Origin of the sequence: Streptomyces sp. YPW6, assembly GCF_018866325.1 — a bacterium.
Taxonomy (GTDB): domain Bacteria; phylum Actinomycetota; class Actinomycetes; order Streptomycetales; family Streptomycetaceae; genus Streptomyces.
This window is the reverse complement of record NZ_CP076457.1, coordinates 3,066,059-3,084,489: the sequence shown is the minus strand read 5'-3', so window position 1 is coordinate 3,084,489 and position 18,431 is coordinate 3,066,059. Positions and strand designations below refer to the sequence as shown.

Genomic DNA, 18,431 nt, shown 5'->3' with positions numbered 1-18,431 from the left:
GAAATCACTTCCGGAACACCTCCTTTCTTCGCTGCCCACAGCCTAGGAGCCGCCCCGATCGCGGTTCAAGCGATTTATCCGGCACGCGCCGTCGCCACTCGGCACGTGCCGTCCGGCACCGGCTTCTCCTGTCGTCCGGCACCCGGCCACCGTCTCGGCCAAGCACCGGCTCACCCCGGTCGTCGGGCGCCGGTTTCCCTCGCCGTCCCGCGCCGGGTTTCTGTGCCGTCCCGCACCGGCTTCCCCGACGGCGGCCGGGGGCTCGACGCGGCTCTGGCATGCCCGCTGCTCGTATGCGCTTCACATATGCGACGTGGCGCGAACCCGTCGAGGGGCCCGTGGCGTGAGCAACGATTTCGGTGAAGTCGATGTGTGCTGGGTCACGTTCGAGTTCAATGGTCTGACGTGCAGCAATACACGCGGCGTCGCGTGGGGAAACGGCCGACACATTCTGCGGGGGGTACGGAGTGGGTGCTTCCAGGAGCAGCGGGACGACCGACGAGCTCGGTCCGGACGAGCATTCCGGCGGCGGGCCGCCGGGGGGCTCCGCGGACCCCGGGGCTCCGGCTGGCGCGGGCGGGATTCCCGGGGCGCCCGACGGGTCCGAGCTGCTGGCGGCGCTGCTCGACGGGATGGACGCCGCCCTCTGCGCGTTCGACGCGGACGGCACGGTCACCCACTGGAACCGCGAGGCCGAGCGCGTCCTCGGCTGGTCGGCGGACGAGGCCGTCGGCCGCAGCGGCTTCGCCGGCTGGGCGGTACGGCGGGCCGACGCCGACGAGGTGCGGGCGCGGCTGATGTCGGTGATGGACGCGCCGGGGCGGCAGGTGCACGAGTTCGCGCTGCTGCGCAAGGACGGCGGCCGGGTGCTGGTGCGCACCCAGTCCGCCGGGGTGCGCGGCGCGGACGGGAAGCCGGCCGGGGTCTACTGCGCGTTCAGCGAGGTGCACGCCCGGATCGACCTGGAGCGGGCCATCGCACTGAGCGAGGCGCTGCTGGAGGACGCGTCCTGGGGTGTGGTCCTCGTCGACGTGGACCTGCGCCCCACGGTCGTCAACGCGTACGCCTCCCGCGCGCTGGGCGGCAGCCGTTCCTCCCTCCTCGGCCGTCCGCTGGGCGAGCTGGTGGTCCAGGGCGTCGAGGAGCTGGAGGCGGCGCTGCACCATGTGCTGGCCGAAGGGGTCCCGAGCGCCCCTGCCGAGCTGTGGGTGACGCTGCGGACGGCCGAGGGCGAGCGGCGGCGGTGCTGGCGCAGCGGATTCCTGCGGCTGGCCTCGCCGATGACGGAGGAGCCGGTTCCGCTCGGGGTGGGGTGGCTGTTCCAGGACATCACCGCCGCCAAGCTCGCGGAGCAGGAGGCCGACCGGCTGCGGTTCCGGACGAGCCAGCTGCACCGGGCCGCCCGTACGGCCTGCGAGTGCGAGGACCCGATGGAGGCGGCGACCACACTGCTGGACTTCGCGCTCGCCGGGTTCGCCGATCACGTCCTGGTCGACCTGGTGGCGGGCGAGCGCCTGGTGCGTACGGCCGCCACCCCGTTCGACGCGCCCGGCCCGTGCCTGCTGGTCGCCGGGGGCTCCGTCCCGGCCCGGTACGCCCCCGGCCACCCGGCCCTCCAGTCCGTCGAGCGGACCGGCACCGTCCGGACGAGCGCCGCCGTCGGGGCCGCCGACCCGGCCGCCTGGGCCGTGGAGCGCCGCTGGCCCCGGGACGCGGCGCACGCGCTCTGCGCGGTGCTCCGGAGCCGGGGCCGGACCCTGGGCGTGCTGACGTTCCTCCGCGCGGCGAACCGGGCCGCCTTCGAGCGCACCGACACGGCGTACGCGGAGACGGTCGCGGCCCGGGTCGCGGGGGCGGTGGACCTGGCGCAGGCGACCCGGGGGGCCGGCTGACGCCCCGGGTGGACAGGGTGGCGTTCAACGGCCGGGTGCTGGGTGCCCCCGCCCCCTGCCGGGCGCCGCACGACGTGTGAGGCGTACCGCGTGGAGCTTGCAGTGCGACGCGTGCCGTATGACGTGAGCCGCGTGCCGGGTGGAGTGCGACGCGTGCCGTACGAGGTGTGCTGTGGGCAGCCTGCCGTACGACGTGTGCCGCGCTTCGGCCCGCTGCCCACGCGGGTTCATCCGTGGGCCGGCGCGGTGGCGGGCCCCCGGGCACCCTTGGATCCCCGGGCCCCAGGCCCCGGGCCCCCGGGGCCCCGGGATCGCCGGGTCCCCCAAGACCTCCGCCCCCCGGGGGGCCGCCGGCTCCGTCGCTTGCCGGGACCCCGCAGGGTCTCACCTGCGGCGTCGGCTGCCCGTCAGCCCGGCTCCGTCCGGGATCGGAGCCGACGCGGAGGTCCTCTCCGGGGCCTCGTTCTCGACCGCCTCCGCGAGCGCCGCGTAGTACGCCGCCGGGCGGGACTCGAAGTCCGTCCAGGTGGCCAGTTGGTCCGCACCGGCGTCGGGGCCGCGCAGCAGGTCGACCGAGGCCTGGGCGAAGCGCTCCGCCAGGCGTTCCCGCCCGGCGCGGTCCAGGATCAGGCGCAGCTGGGTCACGGCTGCCAGGGTGTTCTCGCGCTCGTACGGGCCGGTCCGCAGCATCTCCCGTACCCCGGACGCGGGTTCGGCGGTGATCAGCAGGGGCTCCAGCCGAGCGGCCAGTTCCGCGCCCGCGCGCCCGGCCTCCCGCGCGTCCGGGCCGGCGTCCACCAGGACGCGCAGTGCGGCGAGCAGCGCCGTGGTCCGCGGGTCGGGGCCGTGCGCCTCGAACCGTACGGTCACCTCCCGGCCCACCGTGTCGGCGGTCCGCCGGGCCTCGGCCATCGTCCGCTCGGCCGCGTCCCTCTCCATGCCGAGGAACTGCGCGAGGGCCCACGTCCCGGCGTCGAGCACGTCCCGCACCGTGCGGACGCCGCCCTTCTCCAGCTCCCGCGCGCTCAGCCGCGTCTCGGCCAGGCCCCGCATCCGGCTCACCGGAATCCGGCCCAACCGCCCGTCCACCAGTTCCCGGTGCAGCGGCGCCCACGCCGTCCGCACGTCCTCCAGGGCCCGGCGGTGGTCCCGTGCCACCGTGCCGGCGGCCTCCTTGAGCTGGGTCGCCCGGCGGAGCACGCCGGGTCGCACGCCGCGTATCCGGCGCAGCGAGCGGATGTTGCCGCCGACGAGGCCGGTGACCGTCAGGACCAGTCCGGCCATGATGAACGTGTCGGAGCGCTCGATCTGCTCGTCGTAGGCCTTGCCGTCCTCGTCCAGGGAGTACAGCTCGCCCTGGTCCGGTCCCTCGGCGACCACCCACCCGCTGTCCCAGCCGAAGCCGGTCTCCGGGTCCCACTCCGGCGCCTTGAGAGCCGAGCTGCGGCGGGGGTCGCACCGGTACGGCTCTTCGCGCTCGTCGTCGAACGCGAAGGGGTTCGCATAGGAGACCCGGCACGTTCCGTCGGGCTTCTCCTCCAGCACGGTCAGATCGACCTGCTCCAGCTCCGGGAAGTCCGGCGCGGTCACGTACAGGAAGCCCGACCAGGTGATCAGAGCCAGCCCGAGGGCCAGGAACCACCGGAACACGGGTATGTGTCTCACCCGCCCACCCCTTGCTCTGCTCATCGGCGTGGTGCCCCGTGCCCCCCCCCGCGCGCCCAGCTTGCGCGATCGGAAGACGGAAGAGCAAGAACGGGAGCGGGCAGCGGTGTGCGCCGTTGCCTGCCCGCTTCCGGCAACCTGCCGGAGCCGTCCGCATGCCGCGCGGCTGCCCCGGGCCCCGACGAGCAGGGCGACGGGGCGGCGGCCCGGGGAGTCCTGCGTGTGCGGCTTTCGGGGGTCCGGGGCCGGTGGGGTCCTGCACGACGTGCTCGACGCCCAGCTCGCTCGGCTCCCGGGGCGCGGGGCCGGTGGCGGTGGCCGGTGGCGGTGGCGGTGGCCGGGACCGCCGGAGGGGCGGGCTCAGTGGCGGTAGAAGATCCGGTCCCGGTTCTCCGTCATGACCCGGCCGTTCCACTCGTGGCCGCCGTCCACGTTCCCCGAGCGCAGCATCGGCGGCTCGACCCCCCGGGCCACCAGCCGTTCCACGGCGGCCGCCAGCATCGACTGCATGATCGCGCTGGTCACCACGGTCGAGGCGGGGGCGAACGGGGCCTCGACACCGGGGACCGTCAGCTCCGCGTCGCCGATCGCGATCTTGCTGTCCAGGACGATGTCGCAGTGGTCCCGCAGGAAGCCGCCGGAGGCGTGCCGGGAACGGGTGTGCTCCGCGTACGCGACCGAGGTGACGCCGATGACCTTCAGCCCGAGGGCACGGGCGTTCTGCGCCATCTCGACCGGCAGGGCGTTGCGCCCGGACAGCGAGATGATCACCAGGAGATCCCCGGCGGTGGCGGGGCTGGAGTCCAGAACGGCCGAGGCCAGCCCGTCGACCCGCTCCAGCGCCGAGCCGAGCGGGGCGGGCATGACGTCCACGCCGACCACGCCGGGCACGGTGAGCAGGTTCATCAGGGCGAGGCCGCCCGCGCGGTAGACGACGTCCTGGGCGGCCAGCGAGGAGTGGCCCGCACCGAAGGCGAAGAGCCGGCCGCCCGACTCGACGGTGTCCGCGACGGCCGCGCCGGCGGCGGCGATGCTCTCCGCCTCCTCGTCCCGCACCCGTGCCAGCAGGTCGATCGCCGCATCGAAGAACTGACCGGCCAGCTTGCTGTCGCTCATGGAGGGAGAGCCCTTTCGACGGGGGGTGGGGCGGGCGTGCGGCGGCCCGGGAATGCCTGTGCCGCCGATCACGTTGCGGTCTGGACCAGTGGGCTGTCAATACCGCCCGGCGTCCGCGCCCGCACCCGCTCGCACGGGGGCGGCACGGTTGTCCGCGCCATGCGTCAGAATTGGTGCAGGGCCATCGCACGACGTTCTCTAGTCCTCTAGTCACTGCATCGAGGGGCACGTATGTCCGGACTGATCGACACCACGGAGATGTATCTCCGCACCATCCTCGAACTGGAAGAGGAAGGTGTGGTCCCCATGCGTGCCCGTATCGCCGAACGGTTGGACCAGAGCGGTCCGACCGTCAGTCAGACGGTGGCCCGCATGGAGCGGGACGGACTGGTCCAGGTCGCGGGGGACCGCCATCTGGAGCTGACCGAGGAGGGCCGCCGCCTCGCCACCCGCGTCATGCGCAAGCACCGGCTCGCCGAGTGCCTGCTCGTCGATGTGATCGGCCTGGAGTGGGAGCAGGTCCACGCCGAGGCCTGTCGCTGGGAGCACGTGATGAGCGAGGCGGTGGAGCGGCGGGTGCTGGAGCTGCTGCGCCACCCGACGGAGTCGCCGTACGGGAACCCCATCCCGGGCCTGGAGGAGCTGGGCGAGAAGGCCGGGGCCGAGTCGTTCCTGGACGCCTCCATGGTGAGCCTGGCCGAGCTGGACCCGGGGGCCGACGGCAAGACCGTCGTGGTGCGGCGGATCGGGGAGCCGATCCAGACCGACGCCCAGCTGATGTACACGCTGCGCAGGGCCGGGGTGCAGCCCGGGTCTGTCGTCAGTGTCACCGAGTCGCCCGGCGGGGTGCTGGTCGGCTCCAGCGGGGAGGCGGCCGAGCTGGACGCCGACATCGCCTCGCACGTGTTCGTCGCCAAGCGCTGACAGCGCCGCCGCCCCGCGGCGGCGCCGTTGCCGCGCGGCAACACAACCGTGATGTGCGCTCGCCGGTTTCCGTCCGGAACGGCAGCGCCCGGACGCGTCACATGCCAGGCTGATGCCAGGGCAGAGGACCTGAGGTGTCGGCCGGCTCCGGTCGGCACGGTCGGGGAGGGAGCAGGGAATGCGCCCGTCGCACCATCACGCGCACCGCACAGGTGCCATCGTTGTCGAGACCGCCGACGGTCGTCTCCGGGGCAAGCCCGCCGAGGGTCCTCTCCGGACCGACGCCGTCGACAGCCGTCTGCGGACCGGTGCTGCCGACGACCGTCTCCGGACAGAGAGCTGCCCCGGCGTCCGAAGACGCCGGGGCCATTCCTCCCCTGTGCTGACCTGGAGCCCCGAGCTCTTCAGGTCAGGTCCCGCGGGCCCCTGTCCCCGAGCGGCCCGCCTCCCGCTGAAGATCTCCCCAGGCCGGTCGGCATCAATCCTTGACCGGTGTCACCCGAACGTGGGGTGTTGGGTGGCGGAACCCTGTTTTCGAATACAAGTTCGATAGCCTGGCGGCGCGACCACACGGTGACCGAGGATCCAGAAGGGGGTGCCAGGACGATGGTGCGGCGCATCGACGTAACCGGAACCGACGGCGTGAGCCTCGCGGCATGGGAGTTCGCCGACCCGCCCAAGGAGCGCGCGGAAGCGGCCGGCGCTCCCGGGGTCTTACTGCTGCACGGGCTGATGGGCCGGGCCTCGCACTGGGCCCCGACCGCTCGCTGGCTCGCCGAGCGGTACCGCGCGGTCGGCCTCGACCAGCGTGGCCACGGCCGCAGTGACAAGCCCGCCGACGGCCCGTACACCCGCGACGCCTACGTCTCCGACGCCGAGGCCGCGATCGAACAGCTCGGGCTCGGCCCGGTCACGGTCGTCGGCCATGCCATGGGTGCCCTCACCGGCTGGCAGCTCGCGGCCAAGCGCCCCGACCTCGTCCGCGCCGTCGTCATCTGCGACATGCGGGCCTCCGCCCTCGGGGCGGCTTCCCAGCGCGAGTGGAGCGACTGGTTCGACTCCTGGCCGCTGCCCTTCGCCACTCTCGCCGACGTACGGAAGTGGTTCGGCGAGGACGACCCCTGGGTGGAGCGGCCGAGCCCCGCGCGCGGCGAGTTCTACGCGGAGGTGATGACCGAGGGCGAGGACGGCTGGCGCCCGGTCTTCTCCCGCCGTCAGATGCTCCGCTCCCGCGCCACCTGGGTCTTCGACGCCCACTGGGAGGAGCTGGCGCAGGTCCGGTGCCCCGCCCTGGTGCTGCGCGGCCTCGACGGGGAACTGGGCCGCGCCGAGGCGCAGGAGATGGTCCGGGTCCTGCCCCGCGGCCAGTACGCGGAGGTGGCGGACGCCGGCCACCTCGTCCACTACGACCAGCCGGAGGGCTGGCGGGCCGCGGTGGAGCCGTTCCTGGAACAGCTCGCGGAGGACAACCACGGCGACCGCGAACCGGTCTCCCCGTAGCTGGTAGCTGGTAACCGTGGCGGGTGGACCGTGGCCCGTGGTCCGCAGCCGGTGGTCCGCGGGCCCCGGGGCCCGTGGGTCCCGGCCCGCGGGCATCCAGGCCCGGGCCCCGGCCCGCGGGCATCCAGGCCCGGGCCCCGGCCCGCGGGCATCCAGGCCCGGGCCCCGGCCCGCGGGCATCCCGGCCCCGGCCCCGGCCCTTCACCTCCGTCGAGGGCGGCGGCTCAGCCCTTGCTGACCGCCGCCAGGATCTCCGGCAGCCGGTTCGCCGTGCGCGAGGCCGCGAACCGCAGCCCCGCCCACCCGACCAGCGCCCCGTACACCGACCCGCCCGGCACCATCAGCCACAGCGCGTCGTGATGGCCCCCGACGTGCATCCAGACGGTCGGCACGATCACCGGCGCGGACAGCAGCGCGGCGGCCAGCATGCCGCCGAGGATCGAGATCCAGGCCAGACCGCCCTGTCCGGGCACCACGTTCTTGAACGCGCCCTCCTGCGGAATCGAGTACGGGAACAGCGCCGAGGCCACCGCGCCCGTCGCCAGCATCGAACCCAGCAGCGCGCAGGACAGGCCGAGCGCGCCCGGCAGCGACCGCCAGTCACCGATCACCGCCGCCGTCACCCCGCACACCAGCAGCGTGAACGGCAGGGTGAGCAGCAGCAGGACCAGCGCCCGAGCCCGCAGTTCGACGTACGCGTCCCGGGGCGAGGAGATCGTCAGCGCCACCATCCAGAAGGCCGAGGTGTCCTGGCCGAACTGGTTGTACATCTGCATGCCGAGCATCCCGGCGGCGAAGCACGCGAAGTAGACCGATCCGGTGCCCTGGACCGCGTTGAGCAGCGGCACGATCGCACCGACCGCCAGCGCCGTCACCCAGGCCGCCTTGGTCTTCGGGTCCCGGGCCACGTACCGCAGACTGCGCTGCATCACCGTCGCCGTACGGCCCTCCGGCAGCAGCGCCGAAAGCCCACCCTGGCCCGACGCCTTCTCGCGGGCCGGCTCCGCCGCCGCCAGGGTCGAACCGTCCGGCGCGGTCATCAGCTTCACCAGACTCCGCTGCCACAGCCACAACAGCGCCGCCAGGGCCGCCACCGTGATCAGGAGCTGAGCGGCGGCGACCCCGTACGCCCCGTCCGAGGCCGCGTCCACCGACGCCACGGCGGAGGCGCCGGGCAGCCAGCGCACCACGCTCGCCGCCGGGTCCAGCGTGGAGAGCCCGCCCGCCCGGCCGAGCCGCTGCGCGCCGAAGTTGACGAACTGGATGCCCACCGCGATGACCAGCCCGCTCAGCACCGCGAGGTCGCGGCCCTTGCGGGAGTTCAGCAGCCGTACGTTGGCCGTCGCCACCGCCCGCGACAGCGCCACGCACAGCAGCATCGTCAGCGGGACCGCGAGCACCGCGAACACCACGCCCGCCGCCCCGTGCGCCAGCGCCAGGACCGAGCCGACGACCAGGCACAGCGTGAACAGCGGGCCGATACCGATCATCGAGGACACCAACAGGGCCCGGACCAGCGGCTCGGGCCGCAGCGGCAGCATCACCAGCCGGGTCGGGTCGAGCGTGTCGTCACCGCTCGGGAAGAACAGCGGCAGCACCGCCCAGCCCAGCGCCAGGACTCCCGTGAGCAGCACCACGACGGTGCCCGCGTGCTCGTTGCCGCGCAGCAGGACCAGGCCCAGCACCTGGCCCGCGGCGAGCAGCAGGCTGAGGACGAGAGAGACGATGAACGCCGCCCTCCGCCCGGACGACTGCCGCAGCCCGTTGCGCAGCAGGGCCAGCTTGAGACGGACGAAGACCGGGGTCAGACCCGCCGTCGGCGCGACCGGGGCGGCCGTGGAGACCGGGGTGTCCAGCACGCTCATCGGGAGCCGCCCAGCCAGTCGAGGGAGTCCCCGTCGTCCCGGCCGCCCGCGCCGACCAGTTCGAGAAAGGCGCTCTGGAGGGAGGGCGCGTCGCCGCGCACCTGCGCCAGCGTGCCCCGCGCCGTGATCCGGCCCGCCGCCATCACGGCGACCCAGTCGCACAGCGACTCCACCAGCTCCATCACATGGCTGGAGAAGACCACGGTCGCGCCGGACCGGGTGTAGCGCTCCAGCACGCCCCGGATGGTCTGCGCCGACACCGGGTCGACGCCCTCGAACGGCTCGTCCAGGAAGAGCACTTCGGGATTGTGGAGCAGGGCTGCCGCGAGCCCGATCTTCTTCCGCATACCGGTCGAGTAGTCGACGACCAGCTTGTGCTGCGAGCCCGCGAGATCCAGCACGTCCAGCAACTGCGTGGCCCGCTGGTCCACCTCGTCGCCCGGCAGCCCGCGCAGCCGGCCGTTGTACGCCAGCAGTTCACGGCCGGACAGCCGCTCGAACAGCCGCAGCCCCTCCGGCAGCACCCCGATCCGGGACTTCACCTCGACCGGGTCCGTCCACACGTCGTGGCCCGCGACCTCGATCTTCCCCAGGTCGGGCCGCAACAGCCCGGTGACCATCGAGAGCGTCGTCGTCTTGCCCGCACCGTTGGGCCCCACCAGCCCGATGAACTTGCCCGCGGGCAGCTCCAGATCGATCCCCGCGACCGCGACCTGCTCCCCGAACCGCTTCCACAGCCCTTGCACACGGACGGCGGGCCGCACCTCGTGCGCCCCGCCCGTCGCCGCGTCCGTCGCCCCGCTCGTCGCGGTCTCTGTCGCCGCGTCCGACGTCCTACGTGCATCTGCCCGGTCCGGCATGGCACAGCCTTTCGATGTCCCCACGTGATGAGGACACCCTACGAAAGGCTCCCGGTCTCCTAGGCGGTCCGGGTGCGGGCGGCGGCCGCCTCCCGGGCGCAGGCGTACGCCAGCGGGCTGATCAGCTCGTCCACGTCGGGCAGCCAGCGGTTGGCGTTGGTGGGGCCGCAGGCCCACTGCACGGCTCCCCGGCCGCCGACCCGGGTGGGCGGGGCGGCGATGTAGTGGCCCTCGCCGCGGCCGGTCAGATCGATCGCCGCGGCGTTCCAGCCGAGCGCGCGCACCAGCTCGGCGGCCTTGGCGGCGCCGCCCGGCAGCACGAAGAACAGCATCCGGCGGTCGGGGGTGCAGGTGACCGGGCCGAGCGTCAGGTCCATCCGCTCCATCCGGGCCAGCGCCAGGAAGCCCGCCGCCTCGGGCACCTCCAGCGCGTCGAAGGACCGGCCGGTCGGCAGCAGCACCGAGGCGCGGGGCTGCCTGGACCACATCCGCCGGGCCGCGGCACCGCTGCCGGTCGACTGGCCCGCCCAGTCCGGCCGGTCCGCGTGTGCCCCGGGCAGGGCGCAGCCGGCGTCGCCGCAGGAACACCGCTCCCCGCCGCCCACCGCCTCCAGCCAGGTGCCGGGGAACACGTCCCAGTGACGTTCTTCCGCATACCGCACTGCGGCGTCGAGCAGCAGCTCGCTCCGCTGCTGGGGGACCTGTGCGGCTTCCGTGACTCCGATGGGCTTCTCCACGCCCAGCACAACTTCCGCCGTCACCTGGGGTTACGGCCTCCCCTGAACCGGTGCCCGGCGCATCGATCCTGCACGTGGGGCGCATCGGTGCACGGGCGGGGGCGCGCGCGAGGTCTCGCACCGAAGGGCGGGTAACCACCTCCAGGACCGCCGCCCAGGACCGCTTCCGGCCCTCCGCGACGGTGCGACGCGCCATGCCCGTACCGAATGCCGATGGAATATGCGCATTTCTTGTGTATGTGCCGGGCAGTGATCCCTTTCACCGATCACTGCACATAACCGATGCTTCAGGGGGACATATGGCTGCAAGGCCTCTCGTAGCCCGCCAGCCCAACGAACGGCTCCAGACGCTCATCCAGGAGGCGGCCTGCTCCAACGCGGGCCTCGCGCGCCGGGTGAACATGGTCGGCGCCGAACGGGGGCTCGATCTGCGCTACGACAAGACCTCCGTGGCCCGTTGGCTGCGGGGGCAGCAGCCCCGGGGCCGGGCCCCGGGGATCATCGCCGAGGCGCTGGGCCGCAAGCTGGGCCGTACGGTCACGATCGACGAGATCGGCATGGCCAACGGCAAGAACCTCTCCTCGGGCGTCGGCCTCCAGTACGCGCCGACCGTCGCCGGGGCCGTCGAGCAGGTCTGCGAGCTGTGGCGCGGCGACGTGGGCCGCAGGGATCAGCTCACCGGGTCGGCGGTCGCCGCGTCCGCGCTCGTCGAGCCCAGCCGGGACTGGCTGATCTCGGGCCCGGACGCCCAGGTCGAGCGGACCGCGGGGACCCGGGTGGGGATGTCCGATGTCGAGGCGGTGCGGGCGATGACCACCGCGCTCACCGACCTCGACCACCGGTTCGGCAGCGGCCACGTCCGGCCGGTGCTCGTGCACTACCTCAACAGCGTGGTCTCCGGCCTGCTTTCGGGGTCGTACCGCGAACGGGTGGGCCGCGAGCTGTTCGCGGCGGTGGCCCGGCTCACCGAGCTCGGCGGCTACATGGCGGTCGACACCGGGCAGCCCGGCCTCGCCCAGCGCTACTACATCCAGGCGCTGCGGCTCGCCCAGGCGGCGGGCGACCGGGCGTACGGCGGCTACGTGCTGGCCGCCTCGATGAGCCACCTCGCCGCCCAGCTCGGCAACCCGCGGGAGATCGCCCAACTCGCCCGCGCCGCACAGGAAGGGGCCCGGGGGCAGGTCACCCCCCGCGCCCAGGCCATGTTCTACGCGGCGGAGGCCCGGGGCCACGCGCTCCTCGGGGACGCCCGGACCTGCCACGCGGTGACGGGGCGTGCCGTCGCCGCACTGGAGCAGGCCGATCCGGACACCGGCGACGATCCGGTCTGGATCCGGCACTTCGACAGCGGGTATCTCGCGGACGAACTGGCGCACTGCCACCGGGATCTGAGGCAGCCGCAGGAGGCGGCCCGGCGGGCCAAGGAGGCGCTGGCCGCGCTGCCGGAGACCCGGGCCCGGCGCCGGGGCATCGCGCTGGTGCTGCTGGCCTCGGCCCAGGTGCAGCAGCGGGAGGTGGAGCGGGCCTGCCACACGGGGACCCGGGCGATGGAGCTGCTGTCGACGGTGCGCTCCAGCCGGGGCGCCGAATATCTCGACGACCTCCAGCAGCGGCTGACGCCCTTCCGCGAGGAGCCCGCGGTGCGGGAGTTCGGCGAGCGGCTGGAGCTCCAGGCGGCGTGAGGATCCGGTGGCCGTCCGGGGCGGTCCGGGCCGCCCCGGAAGCGCGGTGCGGCGGTCCGGCCCCATAACAGCGTCGTCGGGCCGCGGGATGTTACCCATCCTGTGAAGGCGTGGTGAGGGGTACCACGCGCTTGGCGGAGCCGGGCGGCCACCCGATAGCGTGAGCCGACGATTCCGTAGGTTCACACGTAGGAGTCCCGGTGACGCAGAGCGGACAGGGCGGACAGGGCGGCGAGCACCAGCTCCCCGCCGCACGACCCGCGCACGAGGGTGTCGTGCTGCCCGCCGACGGCGGAGCCCCCTGGACCCCGGGAGCGCCCCCGGCCGGGCAGGGCGGGCAGAGCGCTCCCGCGGGCGGTGAACCGTGGGGGCAGGCCTGGGGGCCGCAGTCCGCCGGGGCGCCGCAGCCGGACCAGGGTGCGGAGGGGGGCTACGGCTACCCGCAGGCGCAGCCGCTGCCGCCCGCGCAGCAGGCGCCGGGCCCGGACGCGTACCAGCAGCCGGGGGCGTACCAGCAGCCGCAGCAGCCGGGGGCTTACCAGCAGCCGCAGCAGCCCGGCTCGTACGCGCAGCAGTACCAGCACCCTCAGCACGACCAGCAGTCCCAGCAGCCCCCGTCCCAGCCGCTTCCGTACGCGCAGCCGCTGCCGCCGGAGGCCGGGCCGGGCGCGCCGGGCGGTCAGGGCATGCCGGGGGGCCAGGGCATGCCCGGCGGTCAGGGTGGTCAGGGAATGCCGGGCGGTCAGGGGGCTCCGGGCGGTGACGCGGACGCCACGCAGTACATCGCGCCCGTCCCGGGCGGCCCCGGTCCCGTCGGGCCGCAGCCGGGCGGCGGTGACGCGGACGCGACCCAGTACATCCCCCCGGTGCCGGGCGGAGCCCCGTACGGGATCAGGCCGGGCACGCCGGGCACGCCGGAGGACCGGCAGCCGCCCGCGGAGTTCGACAACCTGTTCCGCAGCGAGGAACCGGCGGGCGCCACACAGCAGATGCCGCAGTTCGACGCGGGCCATCAGCCCCCGCCCCCGTACCAGCAGCAGGGCCACCAGCCCCAGCACCCCTCCCAGGGCGGCCCGTTGCCGCCGCAGGCGTCCGTCGGCTACCAGTCCGGACTCCAGGGCTTCCAGAGCCGCTCGGAGCAGGACGGGCCGGTCCCGCAGCACGGCGGCGAGGCCCCGCGCCGGCGGTCCGCGCACATTCCGCTGATCGCCGCGGTCGTCGTCGGGTGCGCGGTCATCGGGCTCGGCGCGGGCGCGCTGATGAGCGGCGGCGACGACTCCGGCAAGGACGACAAGCAGCCGGTCGCCGCGCAGAGTTCACCGGCCGAGGCGGAACCCACCGCCAAGGCGTCGGCCGACCCGGCGAAGCCGCAGGCCGAGGCGCTGGACAAGCTGCTGGCCGACAGCAACAACAGCCGGGCCACGGTGATCAGCGCGGTCGAGAAGATCAAGTCCTGCAAGGATCTGGACCGGGCGGACGCCGACCTCAGGGGCGCCGCCCAGCAGCGCCGCGACCTGGTGACCCGGCTCGACGGCCTGACCGTGGACGAGCTCCCGCAGAACGCGAAGCTGACGGCCGCGCTGAACCGGGCGTGGAAGGCCTCGGCGGCGGCCGACGACCACTACGCGGCCTGGGCGCGGCAGGCGAAGAAGAACAAGAACGTCTGCAAGGGCGGCCAGGCCCGGTCGACGAACGAGACGGCCAAGGCGAACAACCAGAGCGGGGTGGCCACCCAGGCCAAGCGCGAGGCGTCCACCCTCTGGAACACGATCGCGGCCAAGTACGGCCTGACCGAGCACACGCCGACCGAGCTCTGATACCCGGCGCGGCGCCCATGGCGGGTCTAGTGCCGGATCAGGCAACGTTTGCCCTGTCGACGACGGCGTGTGGGCGCCGGTCGTCGGCATGGCGGTGTCGCCAGATGATGTAGCGGCGGATCATGCTGCCCTGTTCCTTATGGGTGGCGTGATCGGTGCCGCCGAGGGTGAAGTAGCGCACGGCGGTGAACTGGGCCTCGATGCGTTCAGCCAGGAGGAGTTCGTCGGCGTCTAGGCGATCTCAACGTTGTTAGCCGCGGCCCAGTCTCCGGCTCGCTGGCACTTCTTCGTGGTCAGGTGCAGAGAGAAGTTGTCACAGACCATCGCGATGCGGACGTGGGCCGAGTGGAGTGTGCGCAGGTAGCGGCTAAATTCAAGGAATGAGCTGTACCGAGATTTGTGGAGTCCCTGATGCCAGGGTTACGGTCCTGGCGAAGGAGATCCACCAGCACCATGGCAGCACCCCGTAAACATCCGGACGAGCTCCGCGAGCGCGCGATCCGCGAGGTCCGCCCCACCGGCCGCCCCATCGCCCACGTTGCGAGGGACCTGGGCATCCACAAGGAGGCCCTGCGAGGCTGGGTCCGCCAGGCCGAGGCCGACCGCGGCGAGCGGGACGACCGGCTCACCACCGCCGAGCTGGATGAGTTGAAGCAACTCCGCCGGGAAGTGGCCGAGTTGCGGCGGGCGAACGAGATCCTGAAAGCCGCCTCGGTGTTTTTTGCCCAGGAGATCGACCGTCCCCGGACGAGGCCGAGCAGGTGATCGACCACCTGCGTGACAGAGGTCTCGGGGTCGATCCCGTCTGCCGGGTGCTGGAGCTGTCGCCGTCGACGTACTTCGCCCGCAAGAAGCGGCCGAAGTCGGCCCGCCGGCTCCGGGACGAGCAGCTCATGCCGCTGATCGAGGAGGTCCACGCGGAGTCGGGCGGCACCTACGGCGCCCGCCGGATCACCCACGCGCTTCGACGCCAAGGCATCGTCGTGGCCCGCTGCACGGTCGAGCGGCTGATGGCCGAGCTGGGCCTGGAAGGTGTCATCCGTGGCCGGCGCCGCCGCACAACCGTCCCGGAGCCATCGGCGCCCCGGCCGCCGGACCTGGTCGACCGCGACTTCACCGCGAGCCGGCCTGATCAGCTATGGGTGGCGGACATGACGTATGTCCGCACCTGGTCGGGGTGGGCGTATGTGGCGTTCGTCCTGGACGTGTACTCGCGGATGATCGTCGGCTGGCAGGTCGCGAACCACATGCGGACCGAACTCCCCCTGGACGCCCTGGAGATGACGCTCTGGCGGCGCCGGATCAAGAAGGACTCCGGACTGATACACCACAGCGATCGCGGGTCGCAATACGTATCAATTCGGTATACCGGCCGGCTCGCCGACATCGGTGCCTCCGCCTCCGTCGGATCGGTCGCGGACTCGTATGACAACGCGATGGCCGAGGCGCTGAACGGGACCTTCAAGGCCGAGCTGATCGAGATGCAGGGTCCCTGGAAGGATGTCGACCAGGTCGAACGGGCGATCTTCCAGTGGATCGCCTGGTACAACGAGGAGCGTCTTCACTCCGCGCTCGACTACGTTCCGCCGGCCGAGTACGAAGAAGCCTTTTGGCGGAGCCAGGAGCAAATCCCGCAGTCCGCCTGAACCAATCAAGATCGGACTCTACGAAACTCGGGGCAGCTCAGGGGTGCAATGGCGTGACCTGCCGGAGCGGTTCGGCCCGTGGAAGACCGTCCACAAGCGGCTCCTGAAATGGTCGGCCGATGGGACCTGGGAGCGGCTACTGCAGCAGATCCAGGCTACTGCGGATGCCGCGGGCGATATCGACTGGGACATCTCGGTCGACTCTACGGTGGTGCGGGCCCACCACCACGCGGCTGGCGCGCGCAAGGCGCTGCCACCTCCCCGACGCTCAAAAGGGGAGCAGGCGATGGGACATCAGATCGAGCCTGCGGGGAGCGGGCTGGCTGCCCACCTGGTGGAGGTGGTGCGGAAGGTGAAGGTCTGGGCCGGTCGCGCGGCGGGTTCACCACCAAGGTTCACCTCAGCGCCGACGGCAGGTGCCGCCCGCTGTCCCTGTTGATCACGCCCGGACAGTGGGCGGACTGCACTCAGTTCGAACCGGTCATGGAGGAGATCCGTGTTCCCCGAACTGGCGCCTGGCGGCCCCGCACGCGGCCTGACAGCGTGAGCGCCGATAAGGCATACAGCAATCGACGCACGCGGTCCTACCTGCGCAAACGAGGTATCCGCCATGTCATTCCCGAGAAGGACGACCAAGCGGCCAACCGCGTCAAACGCGGTTCCTGTGGCGGTCGGCCTCCCGGGTTCGACGGGGAGCGGTACAGAAAGCGCAACGTTGTCGAGCGGGCGATCAACAAACTCAAGGGCTTTCGAGCCGTGGCAACGCGCTATGACAAGCGCGGATACGTCTTCCTCGGCACGGTGACGCTCGCAGCCATCGTCATGTGGTTCCGCTCCTGATCGGAGAGGCATCGCTTCATGCGTAGAGGACGAGAACAGCGTTTGTCACGTTCTCCGGGCGGACCGCCGGGGGCTACGTTCGGTGTGCGCCGTGTCGGCACGGCGCACACCTTCTGCCCGTCGGGCGCCTTGCGTCAGCCTCGGAGGGCTGAGGCGAAGAGGGCGGGGAGGTCTTGCCACCGGGGGTTGGCGGCGAACTCGGTGAGGAGGCGGCCGGTGCGGGCGGCGGTGGTGTTGGTGACGAACCACGGGGGTTTGGGGGAGATGGTGGTGTCGCCGAGGAGTACGGAACGGGGTGCGGGGCGGAAGGGGCCGGTGACGACGGTGCGTTCGGTGTGGTCCAGGAGCAGGGCGTTGTGGACGATGCCGATGCCGCTCTGGACGTCGTCGAGCGTGTGTCCGGGGTAGGCGCCCCAGGTAGCGCGGGGAGTGGCGTAGCCGACGCCGGTCCAGGCGTTGACGGCGACGGTGCCGTAACGCAGGTTGGCGATCGCGGCGCGGAGGCTGTCGCCGAGGGCCTTGATGGTGTCGGGGTGGGCGATGAGGTTGGCGCCGAGGGTTCCGTGGAGGCGTTCGTTGGCGGCGGTGACGGCGGCATCAAGGAACTGGAGGCCGGTGCCCAGGAGTTCGGCGACGCCGAGGACCGGGCCGAAGTATTCGGTGGTGAAGGCCGTCTCGTCGGGGTCGGTGAGGTCCAGGCCGGTGAGGAGAGTGCGCTCGGGCGTGCCGCCGGGCTTTTCCGCGCCGTCGGAGTGGAGGTCGCGGGCAGACTGGACGCGCGCTTCGCAGCCGGGGTACCAGGCCGGGCGGGCAGGTGCGGTGGCGAAGGCTCGGCGCAGCGCGGTGAGGAAGGCGTTCTTCTGGGGCCAGTCGGAGCTGAGGATGAGGATCTGGCCGGCGATGCAGTTGCAGCCGCTGTTGTGCAGTCGCATGGTGGCGACGTGTTCGGCCTGATAGCGCAGATCTGCCTCGGACCACTCGCCGGGCAGGATGATGATGGGGGAGACGCCGCCCAGTTCGCTGGTCATGGGCTTGGTCAGCTTCGGCGTGCCGGCGGCCTTGGCGGCCGTCGCCGCCTCCCCTGTGCCCCAGACCACGGCATCGTGGGTGCCTTCGCTGCCGGTCATGTGGACGGCCGCGATGCCGGAGTGCCCGGCGAGTGCCCCGCCCACCTCGGGGCCGCCCGTGACGATCTCGACCAGGCCCCGGTCGATGAGCGGCTTGAAGGCCGCGCGGTAGACGTCGGCGAGCGGGTCGGTGGTGGGGTTGAGCTTGAGTACGGCGGTGCGGTTCTCCGCGAACAGCTGGTAGAGCACGTCCAGGGGTGGGATGGACAGGATGTTGCCTGCGCCGAGGACGAGCGCGACGCCCCTGGTCCGTCGCGGGGTCCGCTGGGTGAGCCCGGCTGTGGCGCGCAGCTGCTCCTCGGTGGTGCCGGGGGTTGTCCAGACCTCGGCGTGGAAGCCGTTCAGGAGGAGCTTGTCGTAGGTGTCGTACGGGAGGACCTGGACGGCGAGCCGGTCGCCGGGCGCCCGGGTGATCCGTGTGTCGGCGAGGACGTCGGCCCCTTCGTCGAGGCGGCGCAGGGTTTCCTGGAGGGCCTGGAGGTAGGTGAGCACCGCGTAGGGGCCGCTGAGCCATTCCTCTCCGAGGAGCGGGGAGGCGGGGTTGAGCTGCTTGATGCAGGCCGCGGTGCGGACCCAGGCGTCGGCGGTGGCGGCGGTGGCGGAGGCGATGTCGAGGAGCAGTTCGCGCCGTTCGGACAGGTGGGTGCGGGCCCAGGCGCGTTCGCCGGTGGCGAGTCGTTCGACCAGGGCGTCGATGTCGGGGGTGGGGGTGGTGCTGCGGGTGGAGGGCTGGTCGGTCATGGTGGTGCCTCGCTCACGT

At 72.7% G+C, this 18,431-nt stretch carries 12 protein-coding genes and 2 pseudogenes; 7 read left to right on the top strand and 7 right to left on the bottom strand.

Annotation, left to right across the window (positions count from 1 at the left end; genetic code table 11):
* Nucleotides 1-467 precede the first annotated feature (467 nt).
* Nucleotides 468-1,892, top strand: coding sequence for a PAS domain S-box protein (locus KME66_RS13425; RefSeq protein WP_216322164.1), 1,425 nt, complete (start codon nt 468-470; stop codon nt 1,890-1,892).
* 384 nt (nt 1,893-2,276) lie between these two features.
* On the opposite strand, the gene KME66_RS13420 is transcribed toward KME66_RS13425, so the two are convergent.
* Both KME66_RS13420 and KME66_RS13415 read right to left on the bottom strand, forming a co-directional pair.
* Nucleotides 2,277-3,557 carry a hypothetical protein gene (locus tag KME66_RS13420; protein WP_253208319.1) on the bottom strand — a complete coding sequence of 427 codons (1,281 nt, stop codon included), beginning with the start codon at nt 3,555-3,557 and terminating at the stop codon, nt 2,277-2,279.
* Between the two features lie 360 nt (nt 3,558-3,917).
* Nucleotides 3,918-4,673 (bottom strand): SIS domain-containing protein, encoded by a 756-nt coding sequence (locus tag KME66_RS13415; RefSeq protein WP_216322160.1) that lies wholly within the window; start codon nt 4,671-4,673, stop codon nt 3,918-3,920.
* Between the two features lie 231 nt (nt 4,674-4,904).
* On the opposite strand from KME66_RS13415, the gene KME66_RS13410 reads away from it, so the two are divergent.
* Nucleotides 4,905-5,597, top strand: coding sequence for a metal-dependent transcriptional regulator (locus KME66_RS13410; RefSeq protein ID WP_216322157.1), 693 nt, complete (start codon nt 4,905-4,907; stop codon nt 5,595-5,597).
* Between the two features lie 606 nt (nt 5,598-6,203).
* Complete coding sequence (locus KME66_RS13405) at nt 6,204-7,097, top strand: alpha/beta hydrolase (RefSeq protein ID WP_073219776.1); 894 nt, start codon at nt 6,204-6,206, stop codon at nt 7,095-7,097.
* Nucleotides 7,098-7,321: 224 nt separating this feature from the next.
* Here KME66_RS13405 and KME66_RS13400 read toward each other — a convergent pair whose 3' ends face one another.
* The 3 genes from KME66_RS13400 to KME66_RS13390 are packed head-to-tail and all read right to left on the bottom strand — an operon-like array spanning nt 7,322 to nt 10,568.
* Nucleotides 7,322-8,962, bottom strand: coding sequence for a transporter (locus KME66_RS13400; protein ID WP_216322154.1), 1,641 nt, complete (start codon nt 8,960-8,962; stop codon nt 7,322-7,324).
* Nucleotides 8,959-9,822, bottom strand: coding sequence for an ABC transporter ATP-binding protein (locus tag KME66_RS13395; RefSeq protein WP_216322150.1), 864 nt, complete (start codon nt 9,820-9,822; stop codon nt 8,959-8,961). The genes KME66_RS13400 and KME66_RS13395 overlap by 4 nt, the downstream gene beginning before the upstream one ends.
* Nucleotides 9,823-9,881: 59 nt before the next feature.
* Nucleotides 9,882-10,568: a bifunctional DNA primase/polymerase gene (locus KME66_RS13390; protein ID WP_073219785.1), complete on the bottom strand. Its 687-nt coding sequence runs from the start codon at nt 10,566-10,568 to the stop codon at nt 9,882-9,884.
* A 290-nt stretch (nt 10,569-10,858) separates the two neighbouring features.
* Here KME66_RS13390 and KME66_RS13385 point away from each other — a divergent pair, with 290 nt between their 5' ends.
* Both KME66_RS13385 and KME66_RS13380 read left to right on the top strand, forming a co-directional pair.
* Nucleotides 10,859-12,241: a transcriptional regulator gene (locus KME66_RS13385; RefSeq protein ID WP_216322148.1), complete on the top strand. Its 1,383-nt coding sequence runs from the start codon at nt 10,859-10,861 to the stop codon at nt 12,239-12,241.
* A gap of 200 nt (nt 12,242-12,441) precedes the next feature.
* Nucleotides 12,442-14,058, top strand: a complete 1,617-nt coding sequence (locus tag KME66_RS13380; protein WP_216322146.1) for a hypothetical protein — start codon at nt 12,442-12,444, stop codon at nt 14,056-14,058.
* Between the two features lie 37 nt (nt 14,059-14,095).
* Here the strand turns inward: KME66_RS13380 and KME66_RS34545 are convergent.
* Nucleotides 14,096-14,457: pseudogene (locus KME66_RS34545) on the bottom strand (IS630 family transposase); the annotation flags it as partial.
* A 54-nt stretch (nt 14,458-14,511) separates the two neighbouring features.
* On the opposite strand from KME66_RS34545, the gene KME66_RS13375 reads away from it, so the two are divergent.
* Both KME66_RS13375 and KME66_RS33915 read left to right on the top strand, forming a co-directional pair.
* Nucleotides 14,512-15,704, top strand: a protein-coding gene (locus tag KME66_RS13375) for an IS3 family transposase (protein WP_216322144.1) whose coding sequence is annotated in 2 segments (ribosomal slippage) — nt 14,512-14,776 and nt 14,776-15,704 — 1,194 coding nt in all. Because the reading frame shifts where the segments join, the coding sequence is not laid out codon by codon here.
* A gap of 37 nt (nt 15,705-15,741) precedes the next feature.
* Nucleotides 15,742-16,544: pseudogene (locus KME66_RS33915) on the top strand (IS5 family transposase); the annotation flags it as partial.
* A 134-nt stretch (nt 16,545-16,678) separates the two neighbouring features.
* Here KME66_RS33915 and KME66_RS13360 read toward each other — a convergent pair.
* The gene (locus KME66_RS13360; RefSeq protein WP_216322140.1) at nt 16,679-18,412 is read right to left on the bottom strand and encodes an aldehyde dehydrogenase family protein; all 1,734 of its coding nucleotides are present in this window, start codon (nt 18,410-18,412) and stop codon (nt 16,679-16,681) included.
* Nucleotides 18,413-18,431 lie beyond the last annotated feature (19 nt).

Excerpts from the sequence above, each read along its gene's own strand:
- KME66_RS13415 (WP_216322160.1), bottom strand. The coding sequence starts at position 4,673 with ATGAGCGACAGCAAGCTGGCCGGTCAGTTCTTCGATGCGGCGATCGAC.
- KME66_RS13410 (WP_216322157.1), top strand. The coding sequence starts at position 4,905 with ATGTCCGGACTGATCGACACCACGGAGATGTATCTCCGCACCATCCTC.
- KME66_RS13405 (WP_073219776.1), top strand. The coding sequence starts at position 6,204 with ATGGTGCGGCGCATCGACGTAACCGGAACCGACGGCGTGAGCCTCGCG.
- KME66_RS13400 (WP_216322154.1), bottom strand. The coding sequence starts at position 8,962 with ATGAGCGTGCTGGACACCCCGGTCTCCACGGCCGCCCCGGTCGCGCCG.
- KME66_RS13395 (WP_216322150.1), bottom strand. The coding sequence starts at position 9,822 with ATGCCGGACCGGGCAGATGCACGTAGGACGTCGGACGCGGCGACAGAG.
- KME66_RS13385 (WP_216322148.1), top strand. The coding sequence starts at position 10,859 with ATGGCTGCAAGGCCTCTCGTAGCCCGCCAGCCCAACGAACGGCTCCAG.
- KME66_RS13360 (WP_216322140.1), bottom strand. The coding sequence starts at position 18,412 with ATGACCGACCAGCCCTCCACCCGCAGCACCACCCCCACCCCCGACATC.